Raw genomic sequence first — 12,716 nt, forward strand, 5'->3', positions numbered from 1 at the left:
AGCCCTGGGCGTCGTCCTCGACCGCAACGTTCTTGGTGCGGTTGGGGTCGACCTGGATGCCGGGGCCCATCGTGGTGGAGACGGTGACCTTGCGGATGTAGCGGCCCTTGGAGCTGGCCGGCTTGAGCCGCAGCACCTCCTCCAGCGCCGCCGCGTAGTTCTCCGCGAGCTGGGTCTGGGAGAACGACGCCTTGCCGATGATGAAGTGCAGGTTGGCGTGACGGTCCACGCGGAACTCGATCTTGCCGCCCTTGATGTCGGTGACAGCCTTGGCCACGTCGGGGGTCACGGTGCCGGTCTTCGGGTTCGGCATCAGGCTGCGCGGGCCGAGGACGCGACCGAGGCGACCCACCTTGCCCATCATGTCGGGCGTCGCGACGACGGCGTCGAAGTCGAGCCAGCCGCCGTTGACCTTCTCGATGAGCTCGTCGCCACCGACGAAGTCGGCGCCGGCCTCACGGGCGGCCTCAGCCTTGTCGGCCACGGCGAACACCAGGACCCGGGCGGTCTTGCCGGTGCCGTGGGGCAGGTTGACCGTTCCGCGGACCATCTGGTCGGCCTTGCGGGGGTCGACACCGAGCCGCATGACGACGTCGAGGGTCTCGTCGAACTTCTTCTTGCTGTTGTCCTTGGCGATGGAGATCGCCTTCAGGGGAGCGTAGAGCTCGTCCTTGTCGAACTTCTCTGCCGCTGCACGGTAGGTCTTGCTGCGCTGCATGTCTGGTACTCGATTCTAATCCAGTGTGGTCGATGAGCCAGCGCGGCTCTGCCACGGGGTGTCGATCAGGGGGCCTCGGGCGAGGTGATCAGTTGGTGGTGATGCCCATGGAGCGGGCGGTGCCCTCGACGATCTTCATGGCCGCCTCGAGGTCGTTGGCGTTGAGGTCGGGAAGCTTGGTCGTGGCGATCTCGCGCACCTGGTCCTTGGTCAGCTTGCCGACCTTCTCCTTGTGCGGGACACCCGAACCCTTCTTCAGGCCGGCAGCCTTCTTGATGAGCTCCGCGGCAGGCGGGGTCTTGGTGATGAACGTGAACGACCGGTCCTCGTAGATGGTGATCTCGACGGGAACGACGTTGCCGCGCATCGACTCGGTCTGCGCGTTGTAGGCCTTGCAGAACTCCATGATGTTCACACCGTGGGGACCCAGGGCGGTACCGACCGGCGGAGCCGGGGTGGCCGCGCCGGCCTGCAGCTGCACCTTGACCAGTGCGGCGATCTTCTTCTTGGGAGGCATGTCTTATTCGATCCTTCGTGGTTCGTACGTCGTGGTCTTGTCGAGCTGGACGGAAGTGCTCCCGCCGCGCTCTGCCACCTGGGTGTTGCGGTGCTGCTGGTGCTGCTGTGCTCGAGCCTCAGACCTTCTGGATCTGGCTGAAGCTGAGCTCGACCGGGGTCTCCCGGCCGAAGATCTCGACGAGGGCCTTGACCCTCTGGGACTCGGCGTTGATCTCGGTGATCGTGGCGTGCAGCGTCGCGAACGGGCCGTCCACCACCATGACCGAGTCGTCGACGTCGAAGTCAGCGACCTCCACCGGCTTCTTGCTGGCGGACGTGCCACCGGCCGGGCGACCGCCTGCGGCGGCCTCGGCCTCGGCCTCGGCGACGGCCACGGCACTGGGGGCCAGCATGGCCTCGACCTCGCTCATGGACAGCGGCACCGGGTTGTGGCTGTGACCGACGAAACCGGTCACCGACGGCGTGTGGCGCACTGCGGACCAGGACTCGTCGGTGAGGTCCATGCGGACCAGGACGTAGCCCGGCAGCACCGTGCGGGTGACCATCTTGCGCTGGCCGTTCTTGATCTCGGCCACCTCTTCGGTGGGGACCACGATCTCGTGGATGTACTCACCCATGTCGAGGGCCTGGATGCGGTTCTCCAGGTTGGCCTTGACGCGCTTCTCCATGCCGGAGTAGGTGTGCACCACGAACCAGTCACCCGGCTTGGCCCACAGCTCGCGCCGGAACTGCTCCAGGGGGTCGTTCTCGTCGACCTCGGCCTCCGACTCGCCGTCCTCGTCCGAGGTCTCAGCGTCGTCGCCGGCCTCGGAAGCCTCGTCGACGGTCTCGTCGCTCGCCGTCTCGTCGGTGGCGTCACCCTCGGTGGGGTCGATCGTCTCGAGCTCGGCCTCGTCGGCCTCGATCGAGTCGTTGTGCTCAGACACGCGCTGCTCCGATTAGTTGGTGTTGCTTGAGGATGTCGGTGATGGACCGGTCAGAGCTGGTCGCCGCCGGTGAAGACCGCGAAGACGAGCTTTCCGAAAGCGAGGTCCAGGACCGAGACCAGCGTCATCATCACCACGACGAACACCATCACCACGATGAAGTAGGTGATCAGCTGCTGCTGCGTCGGCCACACGACCTTGCGGAGCTCGGCGATGACCTGGCGGAGGAACTCCACCGGGCTGGTACGCCGGGTGGTGTCCTTGCCACCGCGCGGCTCCTGGGCCGCCTTGGTGTCCGACACGTTGACCCCTCCATCGCGTTGCTGACCATGGTGCACGGGTGTGGTGCCATGGGTGTGACTTGTTCGTCGGTCTTGCAGGGCACGAGGGACTTGAACCCCCAACCTTCGGTTTTGGAGACCGATGCTCTGCCAGTTGAGCTAGTGCCCTCCGGTACTCCCCCCACCTTGCCACGCCACCATGACCGAGCCTTTTGGGCGGGCAGGGCAGAGCATGTGGGTGAACCACCAGTCGAGGAGTGTACGCCGCAGCGGGAGCTTGAGTCCAAACGCCTACGATGTGCCGCATGAGCAAGTCTGCCTCCCAGCCCCAGTCCACCGGCACCCCGCGCGAGCGCCGGGTGTCCCGACGCGTCGGCGCCATCGCCGAGTCCGCCACGCTGAAGGTGGACTCCAAGGCCAAGGCGCTGAAGGCCGAGGGCCGCCCGGTCATCGGGTTCGGCGCCGGCGAGCCGGACTTCCCGACCCCGGACTACATCGTCGAGGCCGCCGTGCAGGCGTGCCGCGATCCCAAAAACCACCGCTACACCCCCGCCGGTGGGCTGCCGGAGCTCAAGCAGGCCATCGTGGACAAGACCCTGCGCGACAGCGGCTACCAGGTCGAGCCCGCCCAGGTGCTGGTGACCAACGGCGGCAAGCAGGCCATCTACCAGGCGTTCGCGGCGATGCTCGACCCGGGCGACGAGGTGATCGTCCCGGCGCCGTACTGGACGACGTACCCGGAGGCGATCGCGCTGGCCGGCGGCGTGCCGGTGCCGGTGCTGGCGGACGAGACCCAGGACTACAAGGTCACCGTCGACCAGCTCGAGGCGGCGCGCACCGAGCGCACCAAGGTGCTGCTGTTCGTCTCGCCCTCCAACCCGACCGGCGCGGTCTACACCTCCGAGGAGATCCGCGCCATCGGCGCCTGGGTGGAGTCCCACGACCTGTGGGTGCTCACCGACGAGATCTACGAGCACCTGGTCTACGACGGCGTCGACACCGGCTCGATGCCGGTGCTGTGCCCCGAGCTGGCCGACAACTGCGTCGTGGTCAACGGCGTCGCCAAGACGTACGCGATGACCGGCTGGCGCGTGGGCTGGGTGATCGGCCCGAAGGACATCATCAAGGCCGCCGGAAACCTGCAGTCCCACGCCACCTCCAACGTCGCCAACGTCTCCCAGCGTGCGGCCATCGCCGCGGTGGAGGGCGACCTGGCCGCGGTGCAGGAGATGAAGACGGCCTTCGACCGGCGCCGCAAGAAGATCGTGGAGATGCTCAACGAGATCGACGGCGTGCTGTGCCCCACCCCCCAGGGCGCCTTCTACGCCTACCCCTCGGTCAAGGGACTGCTCGGCCGCGAGTACGACGGCACGGTGATCGACTCCTCCGCCGAGCTCGCCGAGTACATCCTGGACAAGGCGGAGGTGGCGGTGGTGCCGGGCGAGGCGTTCGGCTCGCCGGGCTACCTGCGCCTGTCCTACGCGCTGGGCGACGACGACCTGGTCGAGGGCGTCTCTCGGATGCAGAGGCTCTTCTCCTGAACCTCGGACCCCAGACCCCACCAGCCCGCGAGGCCGCAGCAGCGGCCCCGCGGGACCTGCTGAGGCTGCCCAAGGCCCACCTGCACCTGCACTTCACCGGGTCGATGCGGCACGGCACCCTGCTGGAGCTGGCGGAGCGGGACGGCATCGCGCTGCCGGACTCGCTGGTCTCCGGGTGGCCCCCGGAGCTCTCGGCGGCCGACGAGAAGGGCTGGTTCCGCTTCCAGCGGCTCTACGACGTGGCGCGGTCGGTGCTGCGCACCGAGGGCGATGTCCGGCGGCTGGTGCGCGAGGCCGCCGAGGACGACGTGCGCGACGGCGGCCGCTGGCTGGAGATCCAGGTGGACCCCAGCGGGTACGCCGCACGCTTCGGCGGGATCACCGCCTTCACCGAGCTGGTGCTCGACGCGGTCGCCGAGGCCTCGCGCGAGACCGGCCTGGGGATGGCGCTGGTGATCGCGGCCAACCGCACCCGGCACCCGATGGACGCCCGCACCCTGGCCCGCCTCGCCGCGGCGTACGCCGGTCGCGGGGTGGTGGGCTTCGGGCTCTCCAACGACGAGCGCCGGGGACGCACCGACGAGTTCGCGCCGGCGTTCCGGATCGCCCGCCGGGCCGGGCTGACGCTGGTGCCGCACGGCGGCGAGCTGCGCGGACCCGACCACGTCACGACCTGCCTCGACGAGCTGCACGCCGACCGCCTGGGCCACGGCATCCGGGCGGTGGAGGACCCCCGCGTGCTGGAGCGCGTCGTGGACGGCGGCGTGGCCCTGGAGGTCTGCCCGGTCTCGAACGTGGCCCTGGGGGTCTACTCCGACCTCACCTCGGTGCCGCTCCCCCAGCTGCTCGAGGCGGGGGCGACGGTCGCGCTCGGTGCGGACGACCCGCTGCTGTTCGGCTCCCAGCTCGCCGGCCAGTACGCCACCATGCGGGCCGCCCACGACCTCAGCGACGCCCAGCTCGCCCGGCTGGCCCGGATGTCGATCGATGCCTCCCAGGCACCCGCGGACCTGAAGGCCTCGGTCGCCGGGGAGATCGACGCCTGGCTGGCCTCGGGTGCCGACTAGAGCGAGGCGCCGACCAGCACCGGCTCGTTGACCAGCCGGACCCCGTAGGCCCGCTCGACCCCGTCGCGCACCTCCCTGGCCAGCACCAGCAGGTCGGCGGTGCTGGCCTGCCCGCGGTTGGTCAGGGCCAAGGTGTGCTTGGTGGACAGGCTCACCCGGCCGCCGGTGGCGGCGGGGCTGTGCCCCTTGCCGAAGCCGGCGTGCTCGATCAGCCAGGCGGCACTGGTCTTGACCCGTCCGTCGGGCTGGGGCCAGCGGGGGGCGTCCTCGGGCAGCCCCGCGGCCTCGGCAGGGTCGAGCAGCGGGTTGGTGAAGAACGAGCCCGCGCTCCAGGTGTCGTGGTCGCCCGCGTCGAGCACCATGCCCTTGCCCCGACGCAGGGCCAGCACCGTCCGGCGTACGTCGGCCAGCGGGGCGCGGTCCCCCACCTGGACCCCGAGCCCCCGGGCGAGCTCGGCGTACCCGACCGGAGCCGACAGGGTCGCCAGCGGCAGCTGGAAGGTCACCTCGAGGACGAGGTAGCGCTCGGGCTCGGCCTTGAACCGGCTGTGCCGGTAGGAGAACCCGCAGTCGGCGGCCGCGAAGGTGCGCTGGCGCCGCTCGACCCGGTCCCAGGTGCGGACCGAGGCGATGGTCTGGGCCACCTCAGCGCCGTAGGCACCGACGTTCTGTACCGGGGTGGCACCCACGGACCCCGGGATGCCCGAGAGCGCCTCCAGGCCGCTCCAGCCCGAGGCCACCGCGCGCGCCACCAGCGCGTCCCAGTCCTCCCCGGCGGCCACCCGGACCATCGCTCCCCCGCAGGCCGTGACGTCGCCCTCGACGTCGGAGACGACACCGGTGGTCGCCACGTGCACCACCCGCCCGTCGAAGCCCTCGTCGGCCACCACCAGGTTGGAGCCGCCGGCCACCAGGAGCACCGGGACCCCCCGCTGGTCGGCCTCGGCCACCGCCGCCACCAGGGCGGCCTCATCGGTCGCCTCGACGAACTCGGCCGCCGGGCCGCCCAGGCGCAGCGTGGTGTGGTCGCGCAGCAGCACCGGCGCACTCCTCGGGGTGGTCACGGCTGCGGTGCTCGCAGCACCGCTCGGGGCATGCCCAGCACCTTCTGGCCGGCAGAGCTGACCACCAGCGCGAGCGTGAGCCGGGCGGCGTCCCCATCGACCTCGACCTGCTTGACGGTGCCCGCCACCTCGACCTCGGCACCACCCTCGGCCGGCACCACGACGGGCTGGGTGAACTTGCACCCCAGCTCCAGCACCTCGGCACCGGGCACCCACTCGGCGACCGCCCGGGCGACCAGCGCCATGGTGAACATCCCGTGCGCGATCACCCCGGGCAGGCCCACGCTCAGCGCGACCTGCTCGTCGGAGTGGATGGGGTTGTGGTCGCCGCTGGCCTCGGCGTAGCGCAGCAGGTCCGCGCGGGTGACGGTGAAGGTGCGCGGGCCCAGGGCCGAGCCCTGCTCCAGCGCGCTCATCGGCCGGCCTCCGGTCCGCGGTGAACTCCGCGATGAACCAGGGTGGCCGAGGTGGTGCACACCAGGTCGCCGGCCGCGTCGGTGACGTCGCTGGCGGTGCCGATGATGTCGTTGCCGCCGATCCGGCGCAGGCTCCGCACCGTCAGGGCGGCGCTCAGCACGTCGCCCGGGACGACGGGGCGCTGGTAGGCGAACCGCTGCTCGCCGTGCACGATCCGGTGCAGCTCGAGACCCTCCGCGGCCAGGAAGCCCTGCATGGCGTCGAAGGCGAGCACGATCGGGAAGGTGGCGGGGGCGGGGCCGCCGTCGTAGCGGGCACCCGTGGTGGCGGCGAAGGCGGCCACGGCCTCGGCGGTCACGGCGTACGGCGCGGTGGGCGGGAAGCTGCGTCCCACCAGGGACTCGTCGAGGGGCATGTCAGCCAAAATAGCGACCGACCCGCCCGAGTTCTCGGACGGGTCGGCGACGACGCTCGGCGGGCGGTGGCCCGCCTGAGGATCGAGGAGGCTCAGCGGGTCTCGCGGTGCGCGGTGTGCGTGCGGCAGCGCGGGCAGAACTTCTTCATCTCCATGCGGTCGGGGTCGTTGCGACGGTTCTTCTTGGTGATGTAGTTGCGCTCCTTGCAGTCCACGCACGCAAGCGTGATCTTGGGGCGAACGTCAGAGCTCTTGCTGGCCACGGGAAGTCCTTCGTCGAATGCTTACGTGCAGTGCGGTACCGGGTAACTCCGGCTGGGGTGCTGCCTGATCATCATGCCTGTTGCTGATTCACATCTCGTAGCGAGGGCGGGACTCGAACCCGCGACACCACGATTATGAGTCGTGTGCTCTAACCACCTGAGCTACCCCGCCACCGGGTGAGCACGCACCCACAAGAGTACGGACTCGTCCCAGAGCCCCTTTACGGAATCGAACCGTAGACCTTCTCCTTACCATGGAGACGCTCTGCCGACTGAGCTAAAGGGGCAACAGCGGAAGACAATACACACGCCCCCGGGCAGGGGTGAAATCGGCTCCCCCAAGGCCTGCGAACTTGCCTTCTCAGTCCTGGATCCGAGGCCACGGATGGGCCTCTTCCAGGGCGTAGGAGAGACCCAGCAGGAGCGCCTCCTGACCACGCCCGGCACCCAGCTGCATGCCCTGGGGCAGCCCCGCGGAGGTGGTCGCCAGGGGCAGGCTGACGGCCGGCTCGCCGGTGGCGTTCTGCAGCGGCGTGAAGGCCACCCAGTCCATCATCCGGTCGATGACCTGCTCGTAGTCCGCGGTCGGGTCCAGGTGCCCCACCAGGGGCGTTGCGGTGGCCAGCGTCGGGGTCAGGGTGACGTCGTACTTGGCGTAGTGGCGACGCGAGATCAGCTCCGAGCCCGCCATCACCGCGGTGGCCAGGGGCAGCTTGTGCAGGTTGCGCTCGCAGTGCCGGGCCAGCCCCAGGGTGAGGTTGTCGAGCTTGCTGGGGTCCCAGCTCTCGCCGTGGGTTCGCTTGCCGGTGCGCACCAGGAAGAGCGAGAGCATCGACCAGTAGAGCAGGAAGTGGTCCGCGAAGGAGTCCGGCACGGGCGGGTCGATGTGCTCGACCCGGTGCCCCATCGCCTCCAGCTTGGCGGCGGTCTTCAGCGTCAGCTCGCGCACCTCCGGCGAGGAGCTGCGGCCCACTCCCTCGGTGACCACCGCGATGCGCAGCTGGCGGCGCAGCGGCTCGGTGACGTCGCCCACCGGCGCCAGCCTGGGATTGCGGTAGATCCGCTCGGACTCGCGCAGGAACGCCGCCGTGTCGCGCACCGTGCGGGTCAGCACCCCGTCGGCGACGATCCGCACCGGCATGCTGCGGCTCAGCTTGTCCTGCGGCACCCGGTCCCGGGTGGGCTTGAGCCCGACCAGGCCGTTGACGGCTGCCGGGATCCGGATCGAGCCACCGCCGTCGTTGGCGTGCGCGATCGGCAGCGCGCCGGAGGCGACCAGCGCCGCCGAGCCCGCGGAGGAGGCGCCGGCGTAGTGGTCGTGGTGCCAGGGGCTGCGCACCGGACCCATCCGGGGGTGGTCGACGGCGCCGGAGAAGCCGAACTCGGAGAGCCGCGACTTGCCGATCGGGATGGCGCCGGTGGCCAGGAACATCCGCGCGAAGTCGCCGTCGGCCTGCGCCGGCGGCGAGACGAAGGCGTCCGTGCCGTGCTGGGTCGGCACCCCGGCGAGGTCGGCGTTGTCCTTGATCACCGTGGGGATGCCCGAGAAGAACCCGCCGCGGGGGTCCCGGGCCCGCGCCCGGGCCTGGTCGAAGAGCTCGACGGCCAGGGTGCCCAGGGTCTCGTCCACCACGCCGGTCCGGGCGATGGCGGCCTCGACCAGCTCGGGCACCGAGACCTGTCCCGAGCGCAGCAGGGCGACCAGCCCGACGGCGTCGTGGTCGAGGAGGGCGTCGTCGTCGAAGGCATGCAGTCGGCTCATGCCCGGTCACGTTACCCCGCAGTAGGCCGCCTCACACCCGTGGTCGCGACGGACCCGCCGCTCAGCCGAGCAGGAGCAGCAGCACCGGCAGCAGCAGGGGGGTGCAGCTTCCACCGCGCCGCCTGATGGGCCACTGGGCTTGATTGTTGTGACCCTCGTCACTACGCTCCCAGCACAACAACCGTTTGGTTTTTTAGGAGCTGAGGGGCTAGCGATGCGATTGCAGGGACGCACGGCCGTCGTCACGGGCGGGGCGAGCGGCATCGGCGCAGCAACGGTGCGTCGCTTTGTCGCCGAAGGAGCCGAGGTGTGTATCGCCGACGTGGCGATCGACGCCGCCGAGGCGCTCGCCGACGACCTCGGCGACGCGGCGTGGGCGATCAGCTGCAACGTTCGTGAGGAGAGCGACGTCGCCGCGGTTGCGGCGGCCGTGGCCGAGCGCTGGGAGCACCTCGACATCCTCGTGAACAACGCCGGGTCCGAGCTCAACAAGGCCTACCACGACACCAGCGTCGAGGAGTGGCAGCGTGTCCTCGACACCGATCTGCGCGGGCCGTGGCTGTTCTGCAAGCATCTCGTGCCGCCCATGGTCGAGCGCGGGTCGGGCAGCGTCGTCAACGTGTCGTCGCTCAACGGCATCGTCGGGTTCCCGTTGAGCACCGCCTACGGGAGTGCCAAGGGCGGCCTCGTCGTGTTCACCAAGGACATCGCCATCGAGCTGGCGTCGAGCGGCGTGCGGTTCAACTGCGTCTGCCCGGGCGTGATCCAGACGCCGATGATGGAACGCTGGACAGACCTGATGCCCGAGAAGGCGGCGGCGCAGGACATGCTCCGGGGAGTGATGCCCATCGGGCGCATGGGTGAACCGGAGGAGGTGGCCGCGGCCATCCTGTTCTTCGCCTCGGACGACTCGTCGTTGTGCCAGGGCTCGATCCTGTCTGTGGACGGTGGCTTCGTCGCCCAATGATGACCGCACCGCTCGTCGCACTGCCGTGACGTAGACCCGCCGCTCAGCCGAGCAGGAGCAGCAGCACCGGCAGCAGCAGGCTGGTGGCGAGCGCGGAGAGCCCCATGGAAAGACCGGAGAACGCACCCTCGACCTCGTCGTCGGCCAGGGCCCGGGAGGTGCCGATGCCGTGGGAGGCGGCGCCCATCGCCAGCCCGCGGGCACGCGGGTCGCGGACCCGGGCCGCGTTGAGCACCAGCGGGCCCGCCACCGCGCCGAGGATGCCGGCGATGATGGTGACCACCGCGGTCAGGGCCGGCAGCCCGCCGAAGTGCTCCGAGAGGGCGATCGAGACCGGGGTGGTGGCCGCCTTGGGGGCCATCGTCAGGGCGAGCTCCTCCCCGCCGCCGAGCGCGGTCACCAGCAGGTACGCCGTCAGGATCGAGACGCACGCCCCCAGCGGTATCGCCACCAGCATCGGCACCGCCACGCCGCGCAGCCGTCGTGCCTGGCGGTGCAGGGGCACCGCCAGCGCCACCGTGGCCGGGCCCAGCCAGAAGCTGATCAGCCCGCTGCCCGCGGCGTACGTCGGGTAGTCGACGTCCAGCAGCATGATCACCGCAGCGGTCACCACGATCGCCACCAGCACCGGCTGGACGGCCGGGTGGCCGCCGGTGCGGTCCCGCAGCGCCTGGCCCACGCGGTAGCCGACCAGGGTCAGCAGCACCATGAACAGCGGAGACTCCACGACCTGCCTCATCGCGGTCCGCCGTCGGTGCGCCGGGCCAGCAGCGAGACGCACCAGCCCACGGTGAGCAGCCCCGCCAGCCAGGAGCCCACCAGGGAGACCGCGATCGGCACGGCGTCGGTGCGCAGAGCCGCCGTGTAGACCACGACACCGACCCCGGCGGGCACGAAGAACAGCTGAAGGTGGCGCAGCAGCCCGTCGGCCGCGCGGTGCACTCCCTCGGTCCACTCCCGCCCGACACCGGCCTGCGCCGCTCGCGAGCGCCGAGACTGCCCGGCCAGCAGCGCGAAGAGCAGCATCATCCCCACCACCGGGCCCGGCACCGGCAGGTGGGCACCCGCGACCACCGCCTCGCCGGCCAGCTGGCAGGCGAGCAGGACGGTCAGTCCCCGGACCATCAGGCGCCGCGCCGGTGGCACCCGGGCAGGTGCGGGTCGAAGAGGCCGATCGCCTCCATCAGCGCGTACATCGTGGTGGGACCGACGAAGACGAACCCGTGCCGCTTCAGCGCCTTCGACAGCGCCACCGACTCAGGCGAGGTGGTGGCGGCCTGCGGCTCCACCGGCCCGACCGGGGCGTGCTGGTGGAGCAGCTGCTCCAGCCCGCCGTCGGCGCGCAGCGCCACGGTCGCGGCGGCGTTGGTGATCGCGGCCTCGATCTTGCGCCGGTTGCGCACGATGCCCGCGTCGCCCATCAGGCGCGCCACGTCGGCGTCGTCGTACGTCGCGACCACGTCGGCGTCGAAGCCGGCGAACGCCGCCCGGAAGGCGGGCCGCTTGTTGAGGATCGTCAGCCAGGAGAGCCCGGACTGGAACGCCTCCAGGGTGATCCGCTCCAGGTGGGCGGACTCGCCGTGCACCGGCCGGCCCCACTCGGTGTCGTGGTAGGCGAGGAGGACCGGGCTGCCGGCGGCCCATCCGCAGCGCGCCAGGCCGTCGGCACCCCTCACCAGCTCCATCGGGCCATCATCCCAGCGCCCGTCCCCGGGTAGCGACGCGCCCGCGCCGCTCAGCGGCGGGTCTTGAGCCGGCCGTTGGGCAGCGTGGGGGCAGGCAGCGGCGGCAGGTGCTGGTCGGCGACCACGCCGAAGCGCCCGGGCGCCACCTGGGTGCTGTCCGGGACCAGCCGGCCCTCGCACAGCACCTGACCCTGCCAGTCCTCGCGGAACCCGACGATCTCCTCGTGGGTCCGGCCCACGAAGTTCCACCACATCATGATCTCCTCCCCGAACGGCGGACCGCCGATCAGGATGAGCCGGGCCTCGTCGTGGCAGTGCAGCCGCAGCCGGCGCTGCCCGGGGCCCAGGTAGACCAGCTCGCCGGGCTTCACCTCCTGGTCGCCGACGCTGACGTGGCCCACGTCCAGCAGCACGCCGTGCTCGAAGGTCGGGTCGAGCTCCAGCTCGACGCGTGCCCCGTCGGCCACCATCACCTCGGCGCCCAGCAGCGGGGTGTGGGTCCGCACCGGGGAGCGGTCGCCGGCCAGGGTGCCGAGGAAGGCGCGGCTCTCCCAGCCGGGCCCGCGCACCGGCGGGGGCACGTAGTGCTCGAACGTGGGCTCCACCTCGCGGGCTCCCTCGGGCAGGGCGAGCCACAGCTGCACGCCGTGCAGCACCTCGGTTCCGGGGAGCGAGACCTCGGAGTGGCTCACCCCCCGGCCCGCGGTCATCAGGTTGAACTCCCCCGGTCGCACCACGGCGTGGGCGCCGGTGGAGTCGCGGTGCTCGATCTCGCCGGAGAACAGCCAGCTCACCGTCGCCAGGCCGGTGTGCGGGTGCGGCGGCACCCGCATCCCGCCTGTCACCGAGACCTCGTCCGGACCGTAGTGGTCCAGGAAGCACCAGGCGCCGATCAGCGAGCGGTGCCGCTGCGGGAGGGTACGGCGCACGGTCATCGTCCGAGGTCCGCCCAGTGGTACCTCGCGGGGCGGCAGCACCTCCACCTCGACCTCGGTGTCGCCGTGCTGGATCGACTGCTCGCGCGGACGCGGGTCCGGGTTGGTCAACGGGTCCCCCTCCTCCCAGGTGGCATCCCATCCTCGCGCGCCGGT

The 12,716-nt window shown here is 71.0% G+C and carries 16 protein-coding genes and 3 tRNA genes; 3 read left to right on the forward strand and 16 right to left on the reverse strand.

Going from position 1 to position 12,716, the window contains the following annotated elements:
* The 5 genes from rplA to C5H89_RS03010 all read right to left on the reverse strand — a co-directional run.
* Positions 1-718: 50S ribosomal protein L1 (gene rplA / locus C5H89_RS02990; protein WP_104105595.1), on the reverse strand; the 718-nt coding region annotated here is incomplete at its 3' end.
* A gap of 88 nt (positions 719-806) precedes the next feature.
* Positions 807-1,235: a 50S ribosomal protein L11 gene (gene rplK / locus C5H89_RS02995; RefSeq protein WP_104105596.1), complete on the reverse strand. Its 429-nt coding sequence runs from the start codon at positions 1,233-1,235 to the stop codon at positions 807-809.
* 118 nt (positions 1,236-1,353) lie between these two features.
* The gene (nusG, locus tag C5H89_RS03000; RefSeq protein WP_104105597.1) at positions 1,354-2,163 is read right to left on the reverse strand and encodes a transcription termination/antitermination protein NusG; all 810 of its coding nucleotides are present in this window, start codon (positions 2,161-2,163) and stop codon (positions 1,354-1,356) included.
* 50 nt (positions 2,164-2,213) lie between these two features.
* Entirely contained in the window at positions 2,214-2,465 is a 252-nt protein-coding gene (gene secE, locus C5H89_RS03005; RefSeq protein WP_104105598.1) for a preprotein translocase subunit SecE, read from the reverse strand.
* Positions 2,466-2,540: 75 nt separating this feature from the next.
* Positions 2,541-2,613, reverse strand: a tRNA-Trp gene (locus tag C5H89_RS03010).
* Positions 2,614-2,749: 136 nt separating this feature from the next.
* On the opposite strand from C5H89_RS03010, the gene C5H89_RS03015 reads away from it, so the two are divergent.
* Positions 2,750-3,985, forward strand: coding sequence for a pyridoxal phosphate-dependent aminotransferase (locus tag C5H89_RS03015; RefSeq protein ID WP_104105599.1), 1,236 nt, complete (start codon positions 2,750-2,752; stop codon positions 3,983-3,985).
* A complete protein-coding gene (locus C5H89_RS03020; RefSeq protein WP_104105749.1) occupies positions 3,982-5,052 on the forward strand; it encodes an adenosine deaminase in 1,071 nt (356 codons plus the stop codon). The genes C5H89_RS03015 and C5H89_RS03020 overlap by 4 nt, the downstream gene beginning before the upstream one ends.
* Here the strand turns inward: C5H89_RS03020 and C5H89_RS03025 are convergent.
* The 7 genes from C5H89_RS03025 to C5H89_RS03055 all read right to left on the reverse strand — a co-directional run bounded on the left by C5H89_RS03025 (position 5,049) and on the right by C5H89_RS03055 (position 8,973).
* On the reverse strand, positions 5,049-6,116 hold the full coding sequence (locus C5H89_RS03025; RefSeq protein ID WP_104105600.1) for a UDP-N-acetylmuramate dehydrogenase: 1,068 nt from the start codon (positions 6,114-6,116) through the stop codon (positions 5,049-5,051). The two genes, C5H89_RS03020 and C5H89_RS03025, sit on opposite strands and share 4 nt — an antisense overlap.
* Positions 6,113-6,532: a MaoC/PaaZ C-terminal domain-containing protein gene (locus tag C5H89_RS03030; protein ID WP_104105601.1), complete on the reverse strand. Its 420-nt coding sequence runs from the start codon at positions 6,530-6,532 to the stop codon at positions 6,113-6,115. The genes C5H89_RS03025 and C5H89_RS03030 overlap by 4 nt, the downstream gene beginning before the upstream one ends.
* Positions 6,529-6,948 (reverse strand): MaoC family dehydratase N-terminal domain-containing protein, encoded by a 420-nt coding sequence (locus tag C5H89_RS03035; RefSeq protein WP_104105602.1) that lies wholly within the window; start codon positions 6,946-6,948, stop codon positions 6,529-6,531. Before C5H89_RS03035 ends, C5H89_RS03030 begins: the two co-directional genes overlap by 4 nt.
* Positions 6,949-7,040: 92 nt before the next feature.
* The gene (gene rpmG / locus C5H89_RS03040) at positions 7,041-7,211 is read right to left on the reverse strand and encodes a 50S ribosomal protein L33 (protein ID WP_056682466.1); all 171 of its coding nucleotides are present in this window, start codon (positions 7,209-7,211) and stop codon (positions 7,041-7,043) included.
* A 98-nt stretch (positions 7,212-7,309) separates the two neighbouring features.
* Positions 7,310-7,383: transfer RNA gene (locus tag C5H89_RS03045), tRNA-Met, on the reverse strand.
* A 42-nt stretch (positions 7,384-7,425) separates the two neighbouring features.
* Positions 7,426-7,498, reverse strand: a tRNA-Thr gene (locus C5H89_RS03050).
* 74 nt (positions 7,499-7,572) lie between these two features.
* Complete coding sequence (locus C5H89_RS03055; RefSeq protein WP_104105603.1) at positions 7,573-8,973, reverse strand: amidase; 1,401 nt, start codon at positions 8,971-8,973, stop codon at positions 7,573-7,575.
* Between the two features lie 214 nt (positions 8,974-9,187).
* Between C5H89_RS03055 and C5H89_RS03060 the strand changes: the two genes are divergently transcribed.
* Positions 9,188-9,940 (forward strand): SDR family NAD(P)-dependent oxidoreductase, encoded by a 753-nt coding sequence (locus C5H89_RS03060; RefSeq protein WP_104105604.1) that lies wholly within the window; start codon positions 9,188-9,190, stop codon positions 9,938-9,940.
* A 43-nt stretch (positions 9,941-9,983) separates the two neighbouring features.
* On the opposite strand, the gene C5H89_RS03065 is transcribed toward C5H89_RS03060, so the two are convergent.
* From C5H89_RS03065 to C5H89_RS03080, 4 genes are read right to left on the reverse strand one after another with little or no spacing between them, the layout of a single operon-like run.
* Positions 9,984-10,667: an LrgB family protein gene (locus C5H89_RS03065; RefSeq protein WP_240181661.1), complete on the reverse strand. Its 684-nt coding sequence runs from the start codon at positions 10,665-10,667 to the stop codon at positions 9,984-9,986.
* An 8-nt stretch (positions 10,668-10,675) separates the two neighbouring features.
* Complete coding sequence (locus tag C5H89_RS03070; protein ID WP_104105750.1) at positions 10,676-11,065, reverse strand: CidA/LrgA family protein; 390 nt, start codon at positions 11,063-11,065, stop codon at positions 10,676-10,678.
* Entirely contained in the window at positions 11,065-11,625 is a 561-nt protein-coding gene (locus C5H89_RS03075) for a DNA-3-methyladenine glycosylase I (RefSeq protein WP_104105606.1), read from the reverse strand. Before C5H89_RS03075 ends, C5H89_RS03070 begins: the two co-directional genes overlap by 1 nt.
* A gap of 50 nt (positions 11,626-11,675) precedes the next feature.
* The gene (locus C5H89_RS03080) at positions 11,676-12,671 is read right to left on the reverse strand and encodes a pirin family protein (protein WP_240181662.1); all 996 of its coding nucleotides are present in this window, start codon (positions 12,669-12,671) and stop codon (positions 11,676-11,678) included.
* Positions 12,672-12,716 lie beyond the last annotated feature (45 nt).

Origin of the sequence: Nocardioides sp. 616 (genome assembly GCF_002930065.1) — a bacterium.
Classification (GTDB): domain Bacteria; phylum Actinomycetota; class Actinomycetes; order Propionibacteriales; family Nocardioidaceae; genus Nocardioides; species Nocardioides houyundeii.